A 26,406-nucleotide genomic window follows, 5' to 3' on the forward strand; every position below is an offset into this window, starting at 1 on the left:
TTGCTTTAAGATGTTGTAAGTCTAAAAAATGGCACCATCTTTGTTTCCTAAATTAGTATTATAAATTAAATTACATTACAATGGGTAAAGGAACAGTAAAATTTTTCAACGACACAAAAGGTTTTGGATTCATCACTGAAGAAGGAGTTGAAAAAGATCACTTTGTACACATTTCAGGTTTAGTAGACGAAATTCGCGAAGGCGATGAAGTTGAATTTGATCTTCAAGAAGGTAACAAAGGATTAAACGCAGTGAACGTAAAAGTTATCTAAACATATACTTTCAAGTTTAATAAAAGCCCTGTCAGCAATGATGGGGCTTTTTTGTATAACCATGTTATGATGCCTGTAAATGTGCATTAGGATAGTGGATAACCCTTAGTGATATGTTTATAAATTTAATTGATTAGACTCCTTACTTCCAATTTATTTTATTTTTTTTGCCGCATGATATGGTCGCCTAACAAATATCTATTAATTCCGATACTGGTTTGCGTTGTGCTTTGCAACTCCGTGTTCGCGCAGGAGAAAGGATTTTACGAGGGACCGTTCAAAGTACTGAACTACCAGGGTAATGCCGCTTTTGGTTATGAGCTTGATGGGAAGGACACAGTTTTAAATGGTTCTTTTCTGTTGCAAAACTCAAATCTGGAAGCGTTGCTCAACAAAAAAGATTCTACATTTTTAATAGATGGTGGTTTTGATAGTGGATACGCAACCGGATTTTGGAAGTTTCGTTTTGGTTTATTTGAAGCAAAACCAGAATCACGCGTGGTAGATTACCAATACCGCATTGCCGCTAGCGGAACCCAGGAAGAAGTGCAAGGACTTTTGGTAAAGGGCAAGCCAGAGGGTTCTTGGAATTATACAGTGCACGGCATCAAAGATGCGGAAATAATGAATACGCCGTTCAAAAGCAGTATCACCTTTGACGAAGGAATTCCACAACGAAATTTTCGGTTAGAAAACGATAGCACGGTCTTAGTGGGACGTTTTTTACGAAACGGCTTAGCTCAAGACGAATGGGTGCTCTACGCTACAAATCAACTAGACCCAGCTGAACGTTGGTTTTTTAAGGAGGGGATATTGGAAAAAATTGTACTTCGGATAAATGGAAGAGAACAATCCTTGCCCATTTTTGATTCAAATGTTAAAGAAACCAAGAGAATATTCTTAGACACACGCTTTCTTAGCGTGTTGGAAGTAAAGCTAGGAGGAATAGCTGACTTATCTCCAAATCCTGTAGCACAGTTGTTGTCGCAAAACAACAGGTATTATGAGAACCTAAACGCCATACTCGGTGCATTGGGAACAGCAGATCTTTCACCGAATTTTGGTGTAAGACTGCCGTTCTATCCAACAGATTCAATTACAAAAACCCATGTTTCTTCCCTAATTAAACGTGTAGAGACCGCTACTCTTGTTAGTGAGGCGTATATGGATAATCCACTATTGAATATTTTAAAATTATCGGATACGGAGGCCTCTGAATTGTACTTTGCCTTAGAACAAATTACAAAAGAACAATTGGCACCCCTACAAAAACTGGTAAGCTATCACGAAGGGGAATTATTGGAATTTCTGACCGATCAGGATATCTTAAGCAACCTATGGCCCAATGGAATCAATCAATCCCTTTGGGCAGAGATGGAAACTATTGCAATCCGGACTGGATTTAAGTCCGAAAAAGACGTAGCTATGGATTTTGGGGAAGAACCAATGGCATCAATTGTGAAATTAGCCCAATATACGGCAGCGCATACCACATTTATAGAAAAAGAACTCAAAGCAAAACTGTTAAAACAAGAACAGGAACAGGAACGTATCGAGTTGAATGAACAGTTACTTTCGCAGAAGAAAAAATTAACACAGCTTATTGATTCTGTTGGAAATTCGCTGCCGTGGGAATATCGGGAAACACTGGCACAAATCCAGACCGTAACAATCAACAACCTTAGCGAGCTATCCACATCGGATGATTTGGAACGCGCTAGACAGTTGGTCGTATGCCATGAAAACATGTATCTACTTGCCCAAACAGTTTCGGCCCAGCCTGCAAGGACGAAAGTGTTAACCAAACTTTATACAGACCGTATATGGAATCCGTTCATGGCTACATTAATGGATGAAGCGGTAAAAAAGCGAATAACAACGGCCTACCATAAGGTGTTAATTCCCTATTTCTTGGAACATATAAACACAGCGTTAAACTGTGATAAGGCGGAGGAGACCAACCTACTTCTGAATGCATCGTACGATAGAATGTTGGAGCTCCGTAATGAGGATACCAAAAAACTGGAGCGTAAATTAAGGAAAGAGACCGATGCTTTAAAAATACAGGAGTTACTACGATTAAAGCCAGAAGAAAAGAACTCTGAGGAATGAATCGGTCGTTTATCCATATCTGTTGTTTTCTATGCTTGTTTTTATCTATAGGTAGCGCTGCAATTGCTCAAGAAACGGTGCTCCCTGAGGAATCTGTCTTTAAAGAACCAAAAAGTAGACTTTGGCTGAACACCTACGGGAACATTCGTATTTCCAAACGTTTGTTCTGGGATGCGCAGACCCATTTTAGGTTTCAAGAAACGGAAAACATACCCTTTGCGGGACAAGTAGCTCAAATATACAACCGGCATGCCATTGGCTATATTTATTCCAAACAAATTGATTTCAGGCTCGGTGGAGTGGCACGTATCAATTTTAATACGGATGAAAGTTCCACCGATAGAAATGTGGTTCCGGAGTGGCGTATTTGGCATCAATATCAATTTGCACAACCTTTATATAGTGCTATGATTTACCACAGGATACGCATAGAGCACAGGTGGACCCAAAGTTTTCCAGAAAATAGCGAATATATTTTTCGAAATAGATGGCGTTATATGTTCCGGGCAAAAATTCCTTTGAACACTACCAAATTGGCACCTAAAACAATTTACGTGTCCCCAGAGGCCGAATTAATTATGCAAAGTGGCAAAGCGGTAGTGGGTAGCGCAATGGAAGACCTACGATTAACCTCTACCATTGGCTATATAGCCAATCCTAGGCTTACTTTTGCAGCTGGCCTAATGTATTCGCATGGACAAGAATTGTCGAACCCGGGTATTTATAAGCAAAACTGGACCGTGCGTTTTCACATGTATTTCTCACCGGATTTTAGAAAAGTTAGGAATAAACTTCCCGCGATACATCTAGAGGACTAGTCTCCTGCGTATATGAAGCAACGTATGAAAAAAAGAATCGCCCTTCCCTATAGTTTACTTTTGATAGCAACGGCTATTGCTGTCTACTTTATGTTCCGGAGTACCGGTTTGGAGCGTGAGTTAGCGAAACAGAAAAGTAAACTTGATGGTATCCAAAACGAAATAAACCAGTATGAGGATCTACTCGCTATAGATTCTGTTTTGGTGTCTGGGGATGTTGATGCCGCTTTAGGCTTGTACTCCCAATCACTGGAATCGAATAGGGGCAATAGGAGCGTGGAGTTACGTATGGCACTTGCCAAAACATTTTCAAAGCTCAAGGCGGATGCCAGTTCACCATTCCCTGATAGTTATCCTAAGGATTCAATTAAAGCAGAAAAGGTACTCAGTTCTAGGGAATTGAACAGTTACGACTCCCTTAATTTCATTATTGAAAAAAAACAGGTGCAGTTAAACGCCATACGGAGACAACTGGAACAAAAATCTTTTGGGGAGTACTTACAATTTAAGAGTAAAAAGAACAATCGGTTGCACTATGTGGGTCAGGTAAGGAAAGGAAAAGCCAATGGTATGGGAATTGCCTTACTGGATACCGGAAGCCGATACGAAGGAGAGTGGAAGGATAATGAGCGACACGGACAAGGTACATTCTATTGGCCCGATGGCGAACGCTATGAAGGCAATTATAGCGACGATAAACGTTCAGGTCTTGGAACCTATTACTGGCCAAACGGGGAAAAGTATGTAGGGCAATGGACAGACGACAAACGAAACGGAGCTGGTACGTTCTATGCCTCGGATGGGGAAGTGGTCACCAAAGGAATTTGGAAAAATGATAAGCTAAAAGAACAGCAAGATGAATAATCTTAATTTTTTTGGATAGTTAAGCGCGCCTTCTATAACCACTCCAATGGAATGCATTATTAAGAATTTAGGTATTTTACGTCAATTAAATGTTTTAGGGCACAAAAAACGCTATAAAGCACTTTGATTCACAATATTGATGTAGTTTCGCGCCTTGTAAAAAACATCGCTATGAAACGTATTGCCCAGTATAAGAAGTTGTTCGGTATCGAAAACGAAATTGATTTAAAAACACTAAAAGCTACATATCGCAATTTGGTCAAGGAATGGCATCCTGATAAATTTCAAGAAGGAGACGTGAAAAGGGAAGAGGCCGAAATACAAAGTCGCGCAATTATTGATGGATATCACTTTCTTGTTAGTATTGCCCCAGAAACAATAGCAGCCAATTTAGAAGCCTACACCGAAACCATTACAAATTCGGGTATTGCCGATTATATTCATGATGGTCTCGTGTTAGAAATTACATTTTTAGATGGAACTACATACGAATATTTTGGGGTTAGGAAGCCTATCTATATTAAAATGGTGAATTCGCCTAAGTTGAATCGTTTTGCAAAGCGAACCATCTATCCTAACTATCTATATAGAAAATCCAAACGCACCTTACAAGAAGCATAGTTCCGGACTATTTGATTCATTAGCTACAGGTTTGAGTAAGGTGTTTTTGTTTGACTACAATTGACCCAAGATTACAAGTAATCTCGAACTTGGTGTAACTATCTTTGCAGAAACGTATGTTATGTCAAAACAATTTGCTGATTTAGGTGTAGGTTCAAGCTTTTTAGAAAGTCTTTCCAAATTAAAGATTTCCGTTCCTACCAATATTCAAACGAAGACCATTCCTTTGCTGTTACAGCAAAAAGCCGATGTGGTTGCTTTGGCTAAAACGGGTTCTGGCAAGACCTTAGCTTTCGGTTTACCATTACTTCAGCTCATTGATACCAAAAAAACAACGGTACAAGTAGTCATGCTAGTACCTACTCGGGAATTGGGACAGCAGATTTTTAAAAATTTGGAAGCATTTGCTTCGCATGTTCCGGCTATTTCCATCGCAGGTACATTTGGTGGTATTCCCATAAAACCTCAAATAGAGCGTTTGTCACAGCCCACACATGTAGTAGTAGCTACACCTGGTAGACTCATAGACTTAATACAGCGCAGCGCAGTAAACGTTAGGGATATTAGTACATTGGTTTTGGACGAGGCAGATGAAATGATAACATCCCTAAAAAAGGATCTCGATGTTATCATAGCGGAACTACCAAAAAAGAGAAGAACACTCTTGTTTACCGCAACCCTATCTGGCGCGGTAAAACAAATGATACAGAATTATATGTCAAAACATATAGTGCAGGTATCTGCAGATATGGAACAATCTGGACATAGCGGTATAGAACACACTTATGTAGTGGTAAGACCCATAGAAAAATTAGAAGTATTACTACATTTTTTAAATTCAAAAGAAGGGGAGCGCGGTATCATTTTTTGTAAAACAAAGGCGGCAGTAAACAAATTGGCAAAAAAATTGGCAATCAATAAATTCTCTTCAGGAGCTATTCATGGAAGTCTGAGTCAAGGTATACGGGACCGGATTATGGGTCAGTTTCGTGAGGGATATATCGATATTTTAGTCGCCACGGATTTAGCGGCACGCGGTATTGATGTCAAGGAAACTTCGTATGTAGTTAATTACCATTTGCCAGATACCTATGATGCTTACGTTCACCGAAGTGGTAGAACGGCAAGGGCAGGAGCAAAAGGCCTTTCACTAAGTATCATACAACAAGAAGAGCGAAACGACATCCCGGATTTTGAAAAAGAATTAGGTCTTGTTTTTAGGGAGGTAAATAAACAGAATGCAGAGAATAGGGATGAAATCAACCTTCTTTTATGGGCAAAAAAAATATTTAAGACCAAGCCTAATCGAAGTATACCATTGGAAACCAAGGAAAAAGTGAAGACGGTTTTTCATCATTTAACTAAAGAGGAACTCGTAGAAAAAGTGTTAGCCGATTATGTGGTCCAAAATGGTATCAAGATTACAAAACCCCAATCTTCTGAAATAAAGTAGTGCCAATGGCAAATCACATCAGGAATCAAGAACAGATATTAAAAAAGCTCGGGATAACAGCATTGAATCCTATGCAAGAGGAAGCACTCGCTCGTATTGCAGAAAACGAAAATACGGTATTACTGTCCCCTACAGGTACCGGAAAAACACTAGCATTTTTGCTTCCACTTATTGATACTTTAAATGCCGAATCTACAGAGGTACAAGCATTGATACTAGTACCATCAAGAGAATTGGCCATACAAATTGAACAGGTCGTAAGAGCTATGGGGTCCGGGTTTAAGGTCAATGCCGTATATGGCGGTCGGGCCATTTCAAAAGATAAGATAGAGTTAAAACATACCCCAGCGATACTAATAGGTACACCGGGTAGAATCTTGGATCATTTTACTGCAGAGCGCTTTTCAAAAGAATACATTACAACCTTGGTATTAGACGAGTATGATAAATCGGTAGAAACGGGTTTTGAGGTGGAAATGAACGATATCATCAGTGAATTATCCCAGCTGAAGAAGCGGATTCTAACTTCCGCCACACAAGGGGTTCAGATTCCAAAGTTTGTTGGGTTGGAACGACCTTTTGTTATCAATTATCTACACAAAAAATCAGAATCCAACCTCAGCATTAAAACGGTGCTTTCAACGGATAAAAATAAGTTGAAGACCTTGGTAGATCTGCTGAAACATATAGGCAATGAACCAGGGATCATTTTTTGTAATTTTAAAGATAGTATAGAAAAGGTAAGTATATATTTAGCTGAAAATCAAATTAACCATGCTTGTTTCTCTGGTGGTATGGAGCAACGAGATAGGGAGCGTTCATTGATTAAATTCAGGAACGGTACCTGCCAATTACTTGTATCTACGGATTTAGCTGCAAGGGGTATCGATATTCCAGAAATGAAATTCATTATTCACTATGAACTTCCTAGGGCGGTAGAAGAATTTACACATAGAAACGGAAGAACGGCACGTGTGAATGAAAAAGGTACTGCGTATGTATTGCAGCATAAGCACGAGCAATTACCAAGCTTTATTCCAAAAGTCAAGCCTATTTCTATTTTAAATAAAGCCCCGTTCACCTCTCAATTCTGGGTAACGCTATTTATTTCCGGAGGGCGTAAGGATAAAATTTCCAAGGGGGATATTGCTGGGTTGTTCTTTAAACAGGGCGAACTTAAAAAGGATGAGTTAGGGGTTATAGAATTAAAACATGATTGTGCTTTTGTAGCTGTGCCTTTATCCATTGCAGCTACTTTGGTGGATAAATTGAACAATACGAGACTTAAGAAGAAAAAAGTACGGGTAACGTTGCTTTAAATGTAAAATTTAGCATTTTTTAAGAGAATAGTCGTAATCCGGCATAGATAGGATTACGTAAGTATACTAAAATCCTATTTTCTATGAAAATTTTCAATTTCCTTACAGTCTTTCTTTTTATTGGTCTTATATCGTGTGATTCCGACGAGACAAACACAGATATTGGCGGTAACGAAGGAGAAGTGCTTGCACTGGTCAACCCATTTCCAAATTTATCTTTTAATCAACCTTTAGATTTACAATCCCCTAATGATGATACAAATCGTATCTTTGTGGCGGAAAAACGAGGTCGCATTGTAGTATTTGAAAATGATGCTTCGAATACCTCCATGACCGATTTTTTAAACCTTACTGGTATTTCTACTGCAAGTGAACAGGGTTTGTTGGGATTAGCTTTTCATCCCAATTATAGAACTAATGGCTATTTTTATGTCTTCTATACCCCAAGTACGGCATTAGCTGTAGTTTCAAGGTTTACAGCCTCTGCAGATGTAAATGTTGCGGATGCCAGCAGTGAACAAGTCCTTTTGGAAATTCCACAACCCCTAACAAACCACAATGGGGGCCAGCTATCCTTTGGCCCGGACGGTTACTTATATATCGCCGTTGGTGATGGTGGTGGCGCTGGTGATCCGGATAATAATGCCCAAAACAGGACTAATCTCTTAGGAAATATCCTTAGGATCGATGTAGATAATGAGGGGAATGGATTAAACTATGCGATACCTTCAAACAACCCATTTGTGAATGAGACATCGGTAAGACCTGAAATATATGCTTACGGTCTTCGTAATCCTTGGCGGATGAGTTTTGATGCTCAAGATGGGTCCTTATGGGCCGCAGATGTGGGTCAGGGAGCACGTGAAGAAATCAATACCATTGTTGCCGGTGGTAATTATGGTTGGAAAATTTTGGAAGGAACTACATGCTTTTCAGGAGATTGTGAAACAACGGGACTAGAGACTCCTGTTTTTGAATACGGACATGATAACGGAGATCGTTCCATAACCGGAGGTTTTGTCTACCGTGGTACTGCGTTACCTTCCTTGGTTGGAAAATACGTGTACGGGGATTTTGTAAGTGGACGTATTTGGGCTCTAGATACTGAAAGCAACACCAATACACTGCTGTTGGAGCCTAGGTTGAGTATAGCCTCCTTTGGTACGGACACCGCGAATGAACTCTACGTTTGTGATTTTGGTGGAAAAATATACAAACTAGCCCTTACCACCGTGGATTAACCTTGTCGGCAAGGCGCCATTCTGCCGCACTCATTCATTTTTTTATAGTTAATGTATTGGGCAGAACATAAGATGATTTCCTCTAGCACATGGTTTTACAAAATGGGCTACATAGCCGGCTTTTAAAAGTCAAGGTGAACAGATGATTTACCAAAACAAAGGCATTACCGATACCCTTTGTAATACGTTGTGCGATTCGTAGAGGGTTTTCCATTTAATACGGCGTGTCTTGTTGTCTCCACAATCATTGTTGGCTCCCAAGGTGATCTGGTAGCGGGTTGCAGCCATATTGTTTGTGTAATCTTACTTGTCATCATTTTACCCGTTTTTGGACGTTCAAAAGAATATACTGTTGTAATGACCAACCGGTCTCCATCCCATTTGGTCGTTGATTTTGGTGCAGGCCAAGAGCGGCCAATATTTACGCTGTTTTCCGTAGGGGAGCCGTTAAGGTCAAATCGATAACGTAGCGGGGACTGTTTTTCCCTGGGTACAAAAACTACGCGTTCCACTTCTAACGTATCCGGGGTGTGTACAATGGAAATTTCGTTACCCCATCCACTGCCTAGAGTAGGCATTAGTTCAGGTTTGACACCTCGTCTTGGTGGTGTTGAAATAATTTCCTTGGTAGACCATGCCCCTGAGAAATTTGGATTACCCAAGGCCTTTGATCGTATTTTCGACAGATTTCTATCCGACCTTGTATATACCTTTACAGGTTCGCCGGAACCAATAGCAGGCGGGATGTAGGGATCCGGTTGCCTACCGGAAATTCTTGGATATTGTACGAGGGAAGTTTCGTAATCCGCAACAATACTATCCATTACCGGAATTACCCACGGATAAAAATCTTTCATATCAAATTCTTCCCTGGGATCTACGTTAAGGTCAAACAACCGCACTAAATTATCGGGATTAGGGTCTGGTTCCTCGGTGCTGTAATAATACCAAAGTTTCCAATTTTCCCATTTCACGGCCATGGCATAGCCTTGTCTTGCCAAAAAGATAGTACTTTCCCTATTAGAAGCTGTTTGGTTTCCACGAAGAAAATCCAACTGGTTTACACCGTCAAAAGCACGATCTGTCGGTACGGGTTCGGATAGTCCTGCCGCTTTGGTCAAGGTAGGGAAGATGTCTATCTCGTGCATCATTTCATTGGATACCTGTCCCGGTTTTATAGTGCCGGGCCACATAGCTACAAAAGGTGTGCGTACCCCTCCTTCCATGGCCGAGTTATAATAGCCACGCCATGGACCAGCTGCGCCTCTCCATGGTCTGCGCATTTCTGCGCCATTATCGGTACACCAGATGACGAGTGTGTTTTTTTCAATGCCTAATCTTTTAATTTCTTCTAAAATAAGTCCAACATTATGGTCTACGTCCGCCATGGCGTCGGCTATATCGCCCGCACCTGTTGTACCTATCTTATCCGGATGGGTAAGTGTGGGAAAATGAATTTGGGTCATGGGATAGTACAGGAAAAAGGGTTTTTTTTTTTTACGTTTTCCTGCATGAACCCAATCCCTTTTTGGGCAGCCTCCCTGTCAATTGTGCGTCTGGTATCAATATCATAGGGCTTTACTTTTTTCGAGGCTTGCCCTTTTCTCCCTTCCCAGATGTAAGAGGTTTCATAAAGATTCGGGTCAAAACCATCGAACATGGTATTTTGTGCGGTAGTACTCGTTCCCGGAATTCCCCACCATTCGTCAAAACCTTGGTGTGTGGGCTCTCTTTTTCCTTCCCAATGAGGTCCGCCTATGTGCCATTTTCCGAATAATGCAGTGGCGTAACCGGCTGTTTTGAGGCGTTCTGCAATGGTTTCTTCATATAATGTCATGCCATCGCCAGCAGCCCCTTCTCCGGTACGTACCGCATATCTACCTGTTAGAATCGCAATACGGGATACTACACAGGAATATTCTACATTAAAATTATTAAGTCGAATCCCTGCTTCTCCAATACCATCTATATTAGGGGTCGTAATACCTCTGGCACTTCCGTATGAACTGACTTCTCCAACGCCTAAATTATCGGGAAATATGAGCACGATATTAGGTCGTTCCTGTCCGATAGTGTAGTAGGTGTTAAAAAGGATTAATACAACGGTAAATAAGCGTACGCTATCCTTTAAACGCTTTAGTGTAATTAGTTTCATTAGGAGGTGTTTCTTGTTCGAAAATACGAAACTTATGTTCATCCGATTATCAAATTACAGATTTACAACAATGCTATAATTCCGGTTCGAAAAATACCCGTCAAATAAATGTATCTGTTTCATGCCAGTATACTTGGGGATTTTAATAGCAAAGGATAGTGCATATATTAGAAACAAATCTGAAGATAAACCTATTTACAGGGGAGTTAGATGCAAATCTGAATCGCGAAGTACTAAAATTATTAGTACCTTTTTGCTCTGATATATGAACTAATTTGACCGACCTATGAGAACACTACGGTATACCTTGCTAGTATTACTTTGCATTACATCCAATCTTTATGCGCAGCGAAATAAGAAAAGTACAACCCCTTTAATTAACGAACATCTCTATGAATCTATGGAGTATAGAATGATAGGTCCGTTTAGAGGTGGTCGTTCAACCACCGTTTCCGGTGTACCAAACGATATCTTTACCTACTATATGGGAGCTACCGGTGGTGGAGTTTGGAAGACCACGGATGGCGGAAATAGTTGGAATAACATTTCAGATGGTTTTTTTAATACTACGGGTATCGGCGATATCACTCCGGCACCATCCAATTCGAACATCATTTATGTTGGAACGGGAGAATCTCCGGTTCGTGGTGTAAAGACGTCCCATGGAGATGGGCTCTATAAATCTACCGATGCAGGTAAAACATGGACCCACATGGGTCTTGAGAAAACCAGACATATCAGTGATGTTTATGTACATCCTGAAAATCCTGATAAAGTATATGTTGCCGCGCAGGGAAATCCATGGGGTCCAAATGAGGAACGTGGTGTTTACCTTTCGGAAGATGGTGGTGTTAACTGGGAAAAAATCCTATACGTAAATCAAAACTCCGGAATTGTGGATATGACGGTAGATCCAAATAATCCGGATTTTATGATGGTGGCTTCTTGGGAGTTTTGGCGCAAACCATGGGTCGTTCATAGTGGTGGGCCTGGAAGTAAAATATACAAGACTACGGACGGTGGTAAGAATTGGAAGGAAATTAACAACGGTCTTCCTGAATTAAAAGGTAAGATGGGTGTTGCTATTTCACCTGCAAATCCCAATGTAGTTTATATCGCTATCGACGCCTTAGGAGATAAGGCAGGAGTGTATCGTTCGGACGATGGGGGAGAAAGCTTTAAACAGATGACCAATGATGCAACCACCTACGCACGATCATGGTATTACATGCATATTATTGCCGACCCCAACGACGAGGATGAAGTATGGGTTATGAACAGTTTTGCCATGAAATCAATAGACGGGGGAAAAACGTTTACGGGAATGAAGGGAAGTCATGTAGACCATCATGATCTTTGGATCAATCCCGAGAATAGCGATATCATGGTAAATGCTAATGATGGGGGTGGCTCCGTGACGTTTAATGGTGGAGAAACTTGGTCTACGATGTACAATCAGCCCACGGGACAGTTTTATCGTTTGATTACGGATAACGGACACCCTTATAGAATATACTCCGGACAGCAGGATAACAGCACCATTGCTATAGATAGCCGAGTCGCCGATAATGGGATTGGTGAAATGCACTGGGATGTAATGCGTGCCGGTGAATCTTCAACAGTCGCCGTTGACCCGGATAATCCTAGATTTGTATATTCTACTTACTTCGCCAGTAATTTTGTGGAATGGGACCGTGATATTGATAATACCCGTATGGTTATGCCTTATCCTACCCGCGTTACCGGGGAGCAGCCAAAAAACCTAAAATATAGGGCCAATTGGAATGGGCCCGTTATTGTTTCTCCCCACAATCCTAATGTGATTTATTACGGATCGCAATACGTTATGAAATCATCGGATAGGGGCACCACATGGGAAGAAATTAGTGAGGATCTAACACGAAACGATAAAGCGCATCAAGGAAAAGGAGGAGAGCCAATTAGCAATGAGCAGATAACCGCAGAGAGCTATAATAATTTATTTAATATAGAAGAATCTCCTTTAAAAGAGGGAGTAATTTGGGTGGGGTCTGATGATGGCTTGGTACATGTAACTCAAGATGGTGGAAATACCTGGTCTAACGTTACACCAAAAGGACTCAATGAAAGTATTATCAATGTAGTTGAACCTTCTCCACACGATGCTGCAACGGCCTATATTGCGGTCACTGGATACAAACTAAATGATTTTACACCTTATATTTTTAAAACAAACGATTATGGAGCAACGTGGATTAAAATTGTGAATGGAATTCCAGGAGATACATTTGCTAGAACAGTAAGGGAAGACCCGGACAGAAAAGGGTTGTTATACGCAGGAACAGAAACTGGCGTCTTTGTATCTTTCAATGATGGGGCACAATGGCACCCATTACAGAACAACCTTCCAGAAGTACCTATCACAGATTTACGGGTAAAAAGAAAGGACTTGGTAGTAGCTACCCAAGGTAGGGCGATATGGATACTAGACGATCTTACGCCATTACATCAAATGACGGAAGCTATTGCAAAAACCGACTACCACCTATTTGAGCCGAATGATGTGAATACAGAACTATCCGTAGCCTACAGTATTGATGGTGGATTAGGTGAAAATCCACCACAGGGTGTGCAGATACATTATGTGTTGAATAAGGAGGTTCCGGAAAACACGTCAATGTCCTTGGAAATACTAGATAGTTCCGGAGCGGTTATTCATGCAGAGTTTACCAATGTCAAAAAAGTGGCATGCGATACCTTAATAAAGTCTCAATTAAATAAATCAAGAGGAGCCCATCGATATTCTTGGAATATGAAAGTTGGTCGTTTCGATTGTTTAACCGAATTGTACACTACAAATCGAGATCTAACGGCATATAATGCAGCACCTGGCAACTATACGGCGCGTTTAAAGGTTGGGGATTTTACACAAGTTCAGGATTTTGAAATAAAAATTGACCCAAGAATAACCAGTAGTATAGAAAATGCTGAAGCAGCCTATATAGAACGCGATAAGTTGTCCAAATCAATTTACCAGGGAGCAACAGAAATGGCCAAAGGAGTTCGCGATTTGAGAAAGATAAAACAACAGCTGGATTTTATTTTAGGAGTGGCGGAAGATGATGCGATAAAAACTAAAGGGATGGAATTAAATGATAAGATAGATAATTGGATAGCGGAAATCTTGCAAAAGCAAATGCGCACGTACCAAAGTAACTACATGTTTGAAGCGCGGCTACTAATCAAGTTTAAAGATTTTTTAAATTCAATAGGTAAAGGAAATTTACCGGTAACCCAAGGAACTCGAGAAGTAACCGCTGATTATTTGAAGCAATGGGCCAATCTAAAAGCGAGCTTAATGAATCTGAAAATCAAAGAGGTTTCGTCTTATAATCAGTTGTTAGATGCTAGTGGTTTACCTGAAATATATTGGCCTTAGCATTTGGGATGACTCGTTTTAATTTTTTTGTTTAATCTTTTGTTAAAAAAAATAAACAAATGAAAATTCCATGTATCTTTGAGGGAACAAAAAACCTAAAATTTATATGAAAACAATTAAAGTATTAAGTCTTTTCGCATTTTCGGCACTATTATTTGTGTCTTGTGGTGAGAAGAAAAAAGAAATGAAGGAAGAAGCTACGGAAGCCGTAACCGCGGTAGAAGAGGCTGTAGTTGAAGAAGTTACTCCTAACATTGTAGGAGTTGCTGCCGGTAACGATAATTTCACAACATTGGTCGCAGCGGTACAAGCGGCTGGTTTGGTAGAAACACTTAGTAGTGAGGGTCCTTTTACTGTATTTGCTCCTACTAACGATGCTTTTGCCAAATTACCTGAGGGTACAGTAGAAGGTTTGTTGAAGCCAGAAAGTAAAGATGCACTTACCGGAATATTAACGTATCATGTTGTTTCAGGGAAATTTGAAGCGGCAGCTGTAATAGAAGCAATTAATGCGAATGATGGAAAATTTACAGTTGAAACCGTACAAGGTGGTAGTATTGTTTTGAGTTTAAAGGATGGCAATGTTATGTTGACTGATGCTAAAGGTGGAATGTCTACTGTAGTGATTGCAGATGTAGCAGCATCTAACGGTGTAATACATGCCATTGATACTGTGGTAATGCCATAAGCAACGATTTTTGAGAAAGAAAGAAAAAAAAAGCCATCGCAATAAGCGATGGCTTTTTTTTGTCTAATTACTAGCTGTTGGATGCTATAAATAACTTTGAAGTACTTTATTTTGCGACTTGCTTCGTAATCTTCGTATTGCTTTTTCCCTAATTTGTCGAACTCTCTCCCTTGTTAAATCAAATAGCTCCCCTATTTCACTTAAGCTCTTTGGCGTTCTTTCACCAAGGCCATAGTACAGACGTATTACTTCACTTTCCCTGTCAGGGAGTGATTTTAATGCCTGGTTCATATCTGTGTTCAGTGAATCTCTCATTAAATTGGCATCAGGACTTGTAGTATCCCTTGACTCGATGACATTATATAAGTTAGAAGATTCTCCTGTTTCAAATGGGGCATCCATGGAGACGTGCTTTCCTGAATTTTTCATGGCCAGTTTCACTTGGTTACTATTCATATCAAGTTCGCTAGCGATTTCCAATGCATTTGGTGGTCTCTGGTAGAATTGTTCCAATGAAGAGGAAGCTTTTTTTATCTTACTTATCTCTCCAATTTTATTTAAGGGTAAGCGTACCATCCTTGACTGTTCGGAAATCGCTTGTAAGATAGCTTGACGAATCCACCATACGGCGTAGGATATAAATTTGAAACCTCTAGTTTCATCAAAACGCTTAGCAGCCTTTACCAATCCAATATTTCCTTCATTGATTAAATCTGAAAGTCGAAGCCCGCTACCTTGGTATTGCTTTGCAGTGGACACCACAAAACGTAAATTAGCATTTACTAAGCTATTAAGGGCATTCTGATCTCCTTCACGAATTTTTCTTGCCAGTTCTACTTCCTCTTCCGCTGTAATTAATTCAAGTTTTGATATTTCTTGGAAGTATTTCTCTAATGATTTGGTATCCCTATTGGTAATTTGTTTCGTGATTTTCAGTTGCCGCATATATTTCTTATAGTTTTAAAGTTCGTTATATAATGTAAGCTTTTTTACGAGAATTCCTAATAAAACGGACATTAAATGATTGTTGTAAACTAGAACGGTTCTAATTGAGTTAATTTAGAAAATGTAAGTAGCAGTGTTCCGTTATTTGCCATAACGTTCTAAGTGAATCGTAATGTTTTTTTACCCACCCTTAACGTATGGCATGTGCTGCTTTTGAAATTGCCGCTTTTGTGGAAGAAACCAAAAAGGATGTTGCCGCCAGTGATTTGACCTTTGATATCCGTATCGACATCAATACAGGGCCTGTGGTAGCTGGGGTGGTGGGGACAAAAAAGTTTGCCTACGATATTTGGGGAGATACCGTGAATGTAGCCTCTAGAATGGAGTCCATGTCCGAGCCCGGAAAAATCAATATTTCCCATAGTACCTATGAGCTCATAAAAGAAGACGTGGATTGTGAGTATCGCGGAGAGATAGAAGCAAAGAACAGGGGAAAAGTAAAGATGTATTTTGCCAAAGCAGTTAAAAAACACACGGTAGCCATGGCTACTGGATAATTAGAACTATGATTCCAATTCAATGTCTAGGGTCAATTTGGGCACATTACCTAAAATTTTAGTGTTATGGTTGACTACTAAAATCAGTAACTATACCTTCAATTTATTCAGTTGAATTTGAGCAAAGCGATATCAAGCAATTAATATTGTAAATATAGATTGACCAATAGACTAATGGACCAAAATATTATTCACAGCGACAGAATTTTATAGTTATAAATGCCTGATATTCATAAAGTAGCAGACCTATTGTGAGGTGTTTGGTTTATAATACCTACATTTAGGCTACTCGAAAAAAATGCATCCCCCGTTTTTCAAGCCTTAACTTTTAAAACACTGAAGTATGCCATTATTTTTGGATTTACACGACCTACCCGAAGGCATTACAGCGGCCCATGTTGCAGAAATGCATCAAGCCGATTTGGATATTGAGCATAAATACAATTGTAGAGGGCTTACGTATTGGTGTGATGAGAAGAGAAAAACTGCTTTTTGCCTAATTGATGCACCAAATAAACAAGCACTGATAGACTTACACGAAAACGCACATGGTGCTATTCCCACGCGTATTATCGAAGTCAACGATACCATTGTAGAATCTTTTTTAGGGCGTATTGAAGACCCTGAGAAATCGAAAAACGTTCGTCTTAATATCATTAATGATCCAGCGTTTAGAACGTTGATGGTCGTAAAAATGAATCATAAAATACTGCGAACCAAGGAAATAAACACCCTAAAAGCTGCGATTAGGGGCTATACAACAACCATTAATGCTTTTACGGCTGAATACAATGGTCGTATCGTTAAACAGGAACAGAATACTTTTTTGATGTCTTTTAATGCAGTTTCGGATGCCATGCATTGTGGAATGAAAATTCAAGATGCCTATCATAGCGTTATTACGCCTGATTTGGAATTTAAAATAGGCATCAGTGCAGGCACGCCTGTGACGGACAAAGACGGTATATTTGAAGATACCATTGAATGCGCCGAGTATCTTAGTGACATTGGTACAGGTGGTATTTCTATAACTACGGTAGTAAAGGATCTTTATGAAGGAGAAAACCAAAATAAACCTTTAGCACATAAAGCAATTACCGTTTTGAACACAACGGAAGTTGATTTTATGATGCAATTGATGACCTACACAGAAAGTGTCTGGTCGCATACGAACATTAGTGTTGGTGATTTTGAAGAAAATCTAGGGCATAGCAAATCCAAGCTTTACAGAACTATGATGGCACTGGTAGGTAAATCTCCGAATATCTTTTTAAGGGACTATAGGTTAAATAAAGCTTTGAAATTATTGGAAAAACAAAGTGCGAATATTTCTGAAGTAGCGTATCAAACCGGATTTAGTAGTCCAGCTTATTTTTCAAAATGTTTTTATAAAAAATATCACGTTTTGCCTTCAAGTTTCGTTAAAAAAAATTAAAATACTGTTTTTCAATAAGTTATATGCGAATTGCCTTATGGTCTAAAATTATATTTATTTGATCTAAAAGTAGAATTAAAGTGAATTCTTCTATTCTACTTTTGTTGTGAACAAATTAAATAGATACAATTATGAAGGCAAAATTAATAGTAACGGTAGTACTTGCACTTGGAATTTCACTTACCACATTCACAACGCAAGTGGATTCCCATGAAGTGAAAATAGACCTGATCAATACCGAGTTTCCTGAGGCAAAACAAGAAGTGTTAGAAACCTTTGGCGCTATAGCTCAAAGTATTAAGGATGGGGATATAGATAAGCTTATTTCCTTTCATGGATATAGTCCAAAGTTTACCGAATTCAAGAATGGTGAGCTACGAAATGGAAGTATGGCAAATGAAAGCCATGAACGTAATGTATTTGGTTCGGTAACCGAAGTTGTAAAGTTTGATGCCAACGACTTACAGATCGCCGTTTATGGTGAGGTTGCCAATTTGACCTTTCATTCCGATTTTCAGTTAAAATTCGGAGATGACCTAGTGGTGGTAAATGACCAAATCACCTTACTTTTCGTAAACACAGCAACAGGTTGGAAAATGGTTCACGAACATCACTCGCCTTTAAAAGAAGAAAGTTGAATACCTAATACCGAGCGGTAACGCAAAAAGTGGAAACAAATACGATAGCCAAGTTCTAAGAGGTATTTCGGTTCATGGCTACTTGTATTTGGCTCTAGATGTATAAGCGTCTATTTTAATATGGATTTAATTACTTACTTTTAATAAGTAGAGATACAATACTTCCCTCGGTTTTTCTATTTGCTAACCCTTAAAATAGAGTAATGCCAATATTTATGGATTTGCATGTTTTGCCAGAAGGCATTACAGCACAAGATATCGCAGCGATGCATCAAGAAGATTTGAAAATTGAACATCATTTTCATTGTCGTGGCCTAACCTATTGGTGCGATGAGAAAAGGCAAACCGCCTTTTGTTTAATGGACGCACCCAATAAACAAGCGGTAATAGATTTACACCAAAAAGCACATGGTGCAATTCCGCAGCGAATTATTGAAGTGAATGAAACCATTGTGGAATCTTTTTTGGGCAGGATCGAAGATCCTGTAAAATCACAAAAAACAAGTTTGAATATCGTGAACAACCCTTCGTTTCGCATTTTGGTTGTTTTAAAATTAGAGAAAGATAAAGTTCAAAATTCCGTGGCCTTACTATCCAAATTGGCATTAGAGGAAATAAGTATTACCCTTGCCGTCAACGACGGTAGAATAGTCCGGCAAAGTGAAGATGCTCTTTTAATTGTATTTGATACAACAACAAATGCCTTAAAGGCAACTGTAGCTATAAAAAAATTATTGTCACAAATAAAAGAAACTTCTTTTCAATCTCACATTGGCGTATGTGCAGGTCTTCCCGTAACCGAGGCGCATGGTTTATTCGAAGAAACCATTAAAAACGCCGAATATTTGTGTGCTATTTCGCAAAGCCATATTCTCATTACTTCTGAAATAAGGGACTTGTACGAGGGGGAAAACCAAAACCGCCCGATTAACGAAGATTTGATTCAAGTTATATCCGTTTCCGATGAGCAATTTTTAAATGAAATGATGAATTATCTTGAAAAGGAATGGCGTAATCCTAATTTGGGCATCCCTGATTTTTGCTCCAATTTAGGTTTGAGTACTTCGCAATTATATCGCAAAATGACCGCTATTATGAAAAAATCCACTAACGGTTTACTACAAGAATTTCGATTGGCCAAAGCATTGCACTTACTTCGAAAAAAAGATCGGAACATTTCAGAAATCGCTTTTGAAACCGGTTTCAATAGTGCCGCTTACTTTACCAAATGTTTTCAAAAAAAGTATGGAATCTCACCTTCAACCTTCGTTAAAAACTTAGCTACTCGTACCACTTAGGAACTTGGGTTTCTAAGCGAGAGGAGTATCAGTGTTTGAAATAAAGGATAGTATGACCTGAACGAAAAGTGCAAATCTTTGGATGAAATGTACTGTTTTCTAAATAAAAGCATGTATAGTTTTGGAGTAAACAATTTATTATCGAAAACATAATGAAAAAAATCATCATTCTTATTTACGGAATCTTAGCGTATATCGTATTTCTGGTTTCCTTCTTATATGCGATTGGTTTTGTGGGCAATTTAATGGTTCCTAAGGGAATTGATTCAGGTATTGAAAGTGATATAACAACATCACTTTTGATAAACATCGGCTTGTTAAGTCTCTTTGCCGTCCAACATAGTGTTATGGCACGGCCAGCATTTAAAAAATGGTGGGTACAAATCATTGGAAAACCGGCGGAAAGGAGTACCTATATTCTACTGACCAGTTTAGCCCTGCTTTTGATTTTTTGGAAATGGCAGCCCATGACAAGCATAGTTTGGAGAATAGAAAACAATGCAGGTAGTATGGTCATCCAAGTTTTGTTCTGGCTGGGCTGGACAATTGTTTTGCTTTCAACCTTTATGATCAGTCATTTTGAGCTTTTTGGATTGACCCAAATTATAGACAACCTTAAGAACAAGGTTCCGAATTCCCCTAAATTTCAAACCAACTATTTGTATAAGATGGTAAGGCATCCGATTATGTTGGGGTTTTTAATCGCTTTTTGGGCGACTCCGACTATGAGCTTAGGCCATTTATTATTTGCCGTGGTTACGAGTGCCTATATCCTAGTAGCGGTAAAATTTTTAGAGGAAAAGGACCTCCGAAAAGCCCTAGGAGAAAAATATAAGATCTATCAAGAAGAAGTACCTATGTTGATACCCTTTACAAAAAAATCAAAAACCAAGTCACCTAAAATAACGAACCCTTTAAAATAAACAGTATGCAAACGATAAAAGAAATCAGTCAAGAAAGCATAGCCGCCTTTAAAAAGCAATTAAAAGGAAGTTTGGTTTTGCCCTCTGACACCAACTACAACGAAACCCGAAAAGTGTATAATGGAATGATAGACAAACAGCCTGGATTGTTTGCTATGTGTGCAAACTCGGAAGATGTAGTTGCGGCCGTAAACTTTGGAAGAGTACACAATTTATTAGTTGCAATTAGAGGCGGTGGGCATAATGGAGGTGGTTTGGGCCTGTGTGATGACGGCTTGGTGATAGACTTGTCAGGTATTAAGTTTGTCAATGTAGATACGTCAGATAACACCGTAAAAGTTGGCGGCGGAAGTATTTGGAGCGAAGTCGATAATGCAACGCATGAATACGGTTTGGCAGTTCCTTCTGGAATGGTGTCTTCAACCGGAGTTGGGGGTTTAACCCTTGGCGGTGGTGTTGGGTATTTAAGTCGGAAATATGGCCTCACCATAGATAATCTATTGGAGGCTGAAATGGTCTTGGCTGACGGATCTTTCGTTACTGTCAATGCAACACAGAACACCGATTTGTTTTGGGCTATTCGTGGGGGTGGGGGCAACTTTGGAGTGGTAACATCCTTTACATTTCAAGCACATGCTCAAAAGACGGTAATAGCCGGACCAACCTTTTGGCCCATAGAACGTGTTGAGGAGATTATGGCTTGGTACGATGGATTTATGCATAATGCATCAGAAGACCTAAGCGGTTTTATAGCGACTATGATTGTTCCAGAATCACCATTTCCGGCCGAACTGCACAACAAACAGTTTTGTGCCATTGTATGGTGCTATACGGGTGATGCTAACAAATTTGAAACCCTGTTTAAGAATGTATTAGCTCTTGAACCCGTATTTGCCCATGTTGGCGAAATGCCTTATCCTGCCTTACAGTCTATGTTTGATGGTTTCTTTCCAACAGGCATGCAATGGTATTGGAGAGCGGACTTTTTCGATGCTTTGACGCCAGAAATTGCTGCGCAACATTTAAAATTCGGGTCTAAAATTCCAACACCATTATCCCAGATGCATTTATATCATATAACTGGGGCAGCAAGTCGGGTAGGGGCAAAAAACACCCCATGGGCATTTAGAGATGCTAGATATGCGGGCGTGTATGTTGGTGTAGATCCAGACCCAAAAAATGCGGATAAAATCACCAATTGGTGTAAAGACTATTATGATGCCTTACACCCGTATTCGGCCGGTGGCGCGTATTCCAATTTTATGATGGATGAAGGTCAAGAGCGAATTAAGGCCAGTTATAAGCATAACTATAAACGATTGGTTAGAATTAAAAAGACCTACGATCCCAATAATTTATTTCAGGTGAATCAGAATATTAAACCTAATAGTTAAGTGCTAAGAATTGTATTCTGGAGACATGTAAATTGGATGAACAGGGTTGATAATACTTCAGTTTTCCTACTATTTTGAGCGTTAAAAATGGGTTGTTCATTCGCACTTCATAATGGATTAATTGAGGCTATTGGCGTGCGTGATAATCTTTGTCAGCTTTAATAAAAACCAGTCTTTGGGGATTTTATATGTCTTTAAAGGGCTCGTAGGGGTTTGTTTATCGGATGCTAACTGCTTTTCATCCTAATCATTAGTATAAAGCTACTTAAGATCGTATCTTTGCCCTCCTCCGAAAAAGATATGATGCAAGAGACTACGTTTGAGTTGCAAGAGCGAAAGACCGATAAAGAACTTTATAGTTATCAGCAAGGCGCTCTGCAGAACATTTTTGAAAAATTTGATGACGAACGAGAAGATTTTCATTTGTTATATCAACTGCCTACAGGTGGTGGAAAAACGGTTATATTCTCCGAAATAGTAAGACAATACCTTAAAAACCACAGCAAAAAGGTGTTGGTTATGACCCATAGGGTGGAGTTGTGTAATCAGACTTCAGAAATGCTTACTAGTTTTGGCGTGGTGAACAAAGTTGTAAACAGCAAAGCCAACTTAGATGATCAAGAGCGCTACAGTTGTTACGTGGCAATGGTAGAGACCTTGAACAATAGGCTTAACGACGATAAATTGGATATTTCCGATGTTGGTCTGGTCATAGTTGATGAGGCGCATTACAACTCCTTTACCAAATTATTTAAATTTTTGAGAACGCCTTCTTGCTTGGTGTTACAGCAACGCCTTTAAGTTCAAATAAGGATTTGCCCATGAACGGCAATTATGACGAACTTATTACGGGTGAATCTATTGAAAATCTTATTGAGAACGAATTTTTAGCCAGGGCGGAAACCTTCCAGTACGATATGGGACTCACTTCTTTAGAAGTAGGGTCTAACGGTGATTATACCGTTAAGTCCTCTGCCGATTTGTATACGAGTCCTTCCATGTTAAATAAGTTATTGGAAGCGTATGTGAAACATTCTAAGGATAAGAAAACATTGATTTTCAATAATGGTATTGAAACTTCAATACAAGTTTACCATACGTTTCAGAATGCAGGCTTGCCCATAATGCACTTGGACAATACGGCGACAAAAAAACAACGAAAGCAAATATTAAGATGGTTTCGGGAAACTCCAAATGCCATTTTAACTTCGGTAAGTATTTTAACAACAGGTTTTGATGAACCTACGATTGATACAATTATTCTAAACCGAGCAACTAAATCCTTGACACTATACTATCAAATGATTGGTAGGGGTTCTAGGATTTTAAACAATAAATCGAAATTTACGGTTATTGATTTAGGAAATAACATGTACCGTTTTGGTCCTTGGGGAGCCGATTTGGATTGGCAGGCAATTTTTAAGTCACCTAATTTCTATATGGATAGAATTAAGGATGACGAAGAAATTGAAGGAACTTTTAAACATGATCTTTCAGAAGAAATAAAGGAAGAATTCTCCAAGTCTGAAAATACTTATTTCGATATAAAAGCAACATATAAGGACGCCACCTTTGCGGGAGAATCTTCTAAAGTAGTTTTGGAAAAATCAATTGAGCACCATGCGTATATCTGCATTGAAAATAGTGAGGATGTTTATGATGCATTGGCCTTGGCAAAACTGTTAAAGGAGGATATTGATAATCGAATTCAAGTGTATGCCAAATGTATTAGTAAGAGTACCTTCAACTTTCTTAGCTGGCTTAAAGAAGATTACAAAAAAAAGTTAAACGCCTATTTACGTGAAAATTTTGATACCGTTTTTGAAGCTATTCATGGTCATCCGCCAGAGGATTAAAGGGTTAAAACGCAAGTTCAAGAATTGAGTAATGGTTCAAACACCAATAGACACAGTATAAAGTTCACTTCCATTGGTTTTTAAAGTTCGAGAACTATTTAGGGTTTGGTAATTTTTATTTTACCGCCGACCGCCAATTTTTACTTTTACCGTTCCCTGCACTTTCCTTATTTTTACACCTATGGAGAAGGAACTGAAAATCGCTATCGTTGGAGCAGGTATAAGTGGGTTGATCGCTGCCAAAGTACTGGAATCTCAAGGATATTCACCAACGCTTTACGAGGCGTCGGATAGAGTAGGAGGACGTGTTAAAACTGATGTAGTCAAGGGGTATCAACTAGATCATGGTTTTCAGGTGTTATTGGATGCTTACCCAATGGCAAAAAAGTATCTAGATTACACCAATTTAGAACTTGGCAAATTTTTACCAGGAGCAACACTGTTTAAAAACGGAAAGCAAATCACTATAGGTGATCCATTACGAAATCTTTCACTGCTACTTCCCACACTTTCTTCTGGAATAGGAACTTTGGGAGACAAATGGAAGATTTTCTTGTTGAATAGGGAGCTTAAGAAAAAATCGATAAATAGTATTTTTAGTGAGGAAGAAACCACAACACTTGATTATCTAAAATCTAAAGGCTTTAGCAATGAAATTATAGAGGACTTTTTCACCCCTTTTTTTAGTGGCATTTTTTTAGAACCGGATTTAAGAACCTCTTCCAGAATGTTCCAGTTTGTGTATAAAATGTTTGGGACAGGGAATGCTGTATTGCCAAAAGAGGGCATAGAAGCTATTCCAAAACAACTAATTTCAGGCTTAATAAAAACAAATTTTGTGTTCAATAGTCCAGTTTCAAGTTGTACGGATGGAACTTTAGTATTTTCAAATGGAAGAGAAGAAACCGTAGATTATACCATCATCGCGACCGAAGCTTCCTTATTGGTGCCTAACCTAAGAAATCAGGAAACACGTTGGAAAACATGCGATACGCTCTATTTTACAACTAAGGAAAAAGTAATTCAAAAACCGTTGATCGGACTTATTACCGATTCCGAGGCCTTGACCAACAATATTTTCTACCATTCTTCATTGCCAATGGAGCATGATGGCACCGAAAATCTACTTTCGGTTACCATCGTAAAAGCACATGAGTTATCTGAAACCGAACTGGCACAAAGAATACAAGAAGAATTGGATTCCCTTTGTGGTATTACAGACGCAACCTTTTTGAAACGTTATCAGATAAAACGAGCGTTGCCCGATTTATCAAATATTCAATACGATATCGCACCCACAGAAACGCGCTTAACGGCTAAAACATTTTTAGCGGGTGATCAATTATTGAATGGGTCTTTAAATGCGGGTATGCTAAGTGGCGAACGTGCCGCAAATGCTGTAGTGCAAGCGATAAACGATTCTATCGTTTCCTAGGTTTAGAGTCAACAAAAAATTCATATATTTCTATTCATGAAAAGAAGAGCTTTTGTAAAACATTCAGGTTTGGCGGTAACCGCAGGTCTGCTACCCATACCTACTTTTAGTATGAACGAAAAGAGAACATTTAAAATGGGCTTACAAGCTTTTACAATTCGTGATGCGATGGCAAAAGATCTTTTAGGTAGTTTAAAAACTGTAAAATCATTAGGATACGAGGATTTGGAACTGTATGGATTCGACGCGGAGAAAACAGCATATTATGACTATTCAGCAACGGATTTTAAAATGATTTTGTCGGATTTGGGGCTTTCTTCGTCCAGTTGCCATTATGGATTTTCGGATTATATTAATGCATCTACCGATGAACTTACAACGTTTGTGGATAGCTGCATCAAAGGTGCCCTTACCTTAGGTCATAGCTATGTCACTTGGCCTTGGATGGCTCCTGAACAAAGAAACTTAGAGACCTTTGAGCGTCTACCGGAACTATTAAATACTATCGGTGAACAAGTGACCGATGCAGGCCTTGGTTTTGCCTATCATAATCATGATTTTGAATTTCATAGGTATGGTGAAAATACAGGGTTCGATATAATTCTTAACGGTACGGACCCCAGTTTGGTTAAAATTCAATTAGACCTTTATTGGGCGGTACACTCAGCAAAAAAAACGCCCAAAGAATTAATTGCTATGGCACCTGAAAGATTTGTTATGTGGCATATTAAGGATATGGATAAAATTACACGAGATTATAGTGAATTGGGTAACGGTTCTATAGATTATGGCAATATGATACCAAACTTGGATACTTCTGGATTGGAGTTTTACTATTTGGAGCAAGGCGGCAATTTTGCTGAAAACTCCATACAAAGTATTACGGACAGTGCTGATTTTTTTAAAATGAACCTAAGGGAATACCTATAAGATTTTAATAAATCATACCGTAATAAGGTGGTAG

At 39.1% G+C, this 26,406-nt stretch carries 21 protein-coding genes and 1 pseudogene; 19 read left to right on the forward strand and 3 right to left on the reverse strand.

The features are described 5' to 3' along the window. The first annotated feature begins 80 nt into the window (after nucleotides 1-80). The 8 genes from MS6x_RS18425 to MS6x_RS18460 all read left to right on the forward strand — a co-directional run bounded on the left by MS6x_RS18425 (nucleotide 81) and on the right by MS6x_RS18460 (nucleotide 8,700). The gene (locus MS6x_RS18425; protein WP_379934243.1) at nucleotides 81-272 is read left to right on the forward strand and encodes a cold-shock protein; all 192 of its coding nucleotides are present in this window, start codon (nucleotides 81-83) and stop codon (nucleotides 270-272) included. A gap of 174 nt (nucleotides 273-446) precedes the next feature. Then, nucleotides 447-2,384 carry a hypothetical protein gene (locus MS6x_RS18430; RefSeq protein ID WP_482604168.1) on the forward strand — a complete coding sequence of 646 codons (1,938 nt, stop codon included), beginning with the start codon at nucleotides 447-449 and terminating at the stop codon, nucleotides 2,382-2,384. Then, nucleotides 2,381-3,202 carry a DUF2490 domain-containing protein gene (locus MS6x_RS18435; protein WP_482604170.1) on the forward strand — a complete coding sequence of 274 codons (822 nt, stop codon included), beginning with the start codon at nucleotides 2,381-2,383 and terminating at the stop codon, nucleotides 3,200-3,202. The genes MS6x_RS18430 and MS6x_RS18435 overlap by 4 nt, the downstream gene beginning before the upstream one ends. Before the next feature lie 24 nt (nucleotides 3,203-3,226). After that, complete coding sequence (locus tag MS6x_RS18440) at nucleotides 3,227-4,066, forward strand: MORN repeat-containing protein (RefSeq protein WP_482604172.1); 840 nt, start codon at nucleotides 3,227-3,229, stop codon at nucleotides 4,064-4,066. A 171-nt stretch (nucleotides 4,067-4,237) separates the two neighbouring features. Next, entirely contained in the window at nucleotides 4,238-4,687 is a 450-nt protein-coding gene (locus MS6x_RS18445) for a KTSC domain-containing protein (protein ID WP_482604173.1), read from the forward strand. Nucleotides 4,688-4,808: 121 nt separating this feature from the next. Continuing rightward, nucleotides 4,809-6,140, forward strand: coding sequence for a DEAD/DEAH box helicase (locus MS6x_RS18450; RefSeq protein ID WP_482604175.1), 1,332 nt, complete (start codon nucleotides 4,809-4,811; stop codon nucleotides 6,138-6,140). 5 nt (nucleotides 6,141-6,145) lie between these two features. Beyond that, nucleotides 6,146-7,459, forward strand: a complete 1,314-nt coding sequence (locus MS6x_RS18455) for a DEAD/DEAH box helicase (protein ID WP_482604176.1) — start codon at nucleotides 6,146-6,148, stop codon at nucleotides 7,457-7,459. 83 nt (nucleotides 7,460-7,542) lie between these two features. Beyond that, nucleotides 7,543-8,700 (forward strand): PQQ-dependent sugar dehydrogenase, encoded by a 1,158-nt coding sequence (locus MS6x_RS18460; protein ID WP_482604178.1) that lies wholly within the window; start codon nucleotides 7,543-7,545, stop codon nucleotides 8,698-8,700. Nucleotides 8,701-8,864: 164 nt separating this feature from the next. Here MS6x_RS18460 and MS6x_RS18465 read toward each other — a convergent pair whose 3' ends face one another. Continuing rightward, a complete protein-coding gene (locus MS6x_RS18465; protein ID WP_482604180.1) occupies nucleotides 8,865-10,166 on the reverse strand; it encodes a sulfatase-like hydrolase/transferase in 1,302 nt (433 codons plus the stop codon). Continuing rightward, nucleotides 10,163-10,855, reverse strand: coding sequence for a sulfatase-like hydrolase/transferase (locus MS6x_RS18470; protein WP_482604182.1), 693 nt, complete (start codon nucleotides 10,853-10,855; stop codon nucleotides 10,163-10,165). Before MS6x_RS18470 ends, MS6x_RS18465 begins: the two co-directional genes overlap by 4 nt. A 286-nt stretch (nucleotides 10,856-11,141) precedes the next feature. Here MS6x_RS18470 and MS6x_RS18475 point away from each other — a divergent pair, with 286 nt between their 5' ends. Beyond that, nucleotides 11,142-14,273: a WD40/YVTN/BNR-like repeat-containing protein gene (locus tag MS6x_RS18475; RefSeq protein ID WP_482604183.1), complete on the forward strand. Its 3,132-nt coding sequence runs from the start codon at nucleotides 11,142-11,144 to the stop codon at nucleotides 14,271-14,273. Nucleotides 14,274-14,379: 106 nt separating this feature from the next. After that, nucleotides 14,380-14,961 (forward strand): fasciclin domain-containing protein, encoded by a 582-nt coding sequence (locus tag MS6x_RS18480; protein ID WP_482604185.1) that lies wholly within the window; start codon nucleotides 14,380-14,382, stop codon nucleotides 14,959-14,961. A gap of 84 nt (nucleotides 14,962-15,045) precedes the next feature. On the opposite strand, the gene MS6x_RS18485 is transcribed toward MS6x_RS18480, so the two are convergent. After that, nucleotides 15,046-15,906, reverse strand: a complete 861-nt coding sequence (locus MS6x_RS18485; RefSeq protein ID WP_482604186.1) for a sigma-70 family RNA polymerase sigma factor — start codon at nucleotides 15,904-15,906, stop codon at nucleotides 15,046-15,048. Nucleotides 15,907-16,103: 197 nt separating this feature from the next. Here MS6x_RS18485 and MS6x_RS18490 point away from each other — a divergent pair, with 197 nt between their 5' ends. The 9 genes and pseudogenes from MS6x_RS18490 (at nucleotide 16,104) to MS6x_RS18530 (ending at nucleotide 26,372) form a co-directional block, all read left to right on the forward strand. Further along, nucleotides 16,104-16,463, forward strand: a complete 360-nt coding sequence (locus tag MS6x_RS18490; protein WP_482604188.1) for an adenylate/guanylate cyclase domain-containing protein — start codon at nucleotides 16,104-16,106, stop codon at nucleotides 16,461-16,463. Nucleotides 16,464-16,806: 343 nt separating this feature from the next. Beyond that, entirely contained in the window at nucleotides 16,807-17,898 is a 1,092-nt protein-coding gene (locus MS6x_RS18495; RefSeq protein WP_482604190.1) for a nickel-binding protein, read from the forward strand. Nucleotides 17,899-18,029: 131 nt separating this feature from the next. Continuing rightward, nucleotides 18,030-18,536: a YybH family protein gene (locus tag MS6x_RS18500; RefSeq protein ID WP_482604191.1), complete on the forward strand. Its 507-nt coding sequence runs from the start codon at nucleotides 18,030-18,032 to the stop codon at nucleotides 18,534-18,536. Between the two features lie 203 nt (nucleotides 18,537-18,739). After that, nucleotides 18,740-19,834 (forward strand): nickel-binding protein, encoded by a 1,095-nt coding sequence (locus MS6x_RS18505; RefSeq protein ID WP_482604193.1) that lies wholly within the window; start codon nucleotides 18,740-18,742, stop codon nucleotides 19,832-19,834. Between the two features lie 152 nt (nucleotides 19,835-19,986). Next, the gene (gene mddA, locus MS6x_RS18510) at nucleotides 19,987-20,757 is read left to right on the forward strand and encodes a methanethiol S-methyltransferase (protein WP_482604194.1); all 771 of its coding nucleotides are present in this window, start codon (nucleotides 19,987-19,989) and stop codon (nucleotides 20,755-20,757) included. 5 nt (nucleotides 20,758-20,762) lie between these two features. Continuing rightward, nucleotides 20,763-22,151, forward strand: a complete 1,389-nt coding sequence (locus tag MS6x_RS18515) for an FAD-binding oxidoreductase (protein ID WP_482604195.1) — start codon at nucleotides 20,763-20,765, stop codon at nucleotides 22,149-22,151. A 303-nt stretch (nucleotides 22,152-22,454) separates the two neighbouring features. Then, nucleotides 22,455-24,007, forward strand: a pseudogene (locus tag MS6x_RS18520) (DEAD/DEAH box helicase). Nucleotides 24,008-24,188: 181 nt separating this feature from the next. Then, nucleotides 24,189-25,442 carry an NAD(P)/FAD-dependent oxidoreductase gene (locus MS6x_RS18525; protein WP_482604197.1) on the forward strand — a complete coding sequence of 418 codons (1,254 nt, stop codon included), beginning with the start codon at nucleotides 24,189-24,191 and terminating at the stop codon, nucleotides 25,440-25,442. 36 nt (nucleotides 25,443-25,478) lie between these two features. After that, entirely contained in the window at nucleotides 25,479-26,372 is an 894-nt protein-coding gene (locus tag MS6x_RS18530) for a sugar phosphate isomerase/epimerase family protein (RefSeq protein WP_482604199.1), read from the forward strand. Nucleotides 26,373-26,406 lie beyond the last annotated feature (34 nt).

The sequence above is a fragment of the Maribacter sp. MS6 genome, from assembly GCF_056839185.1.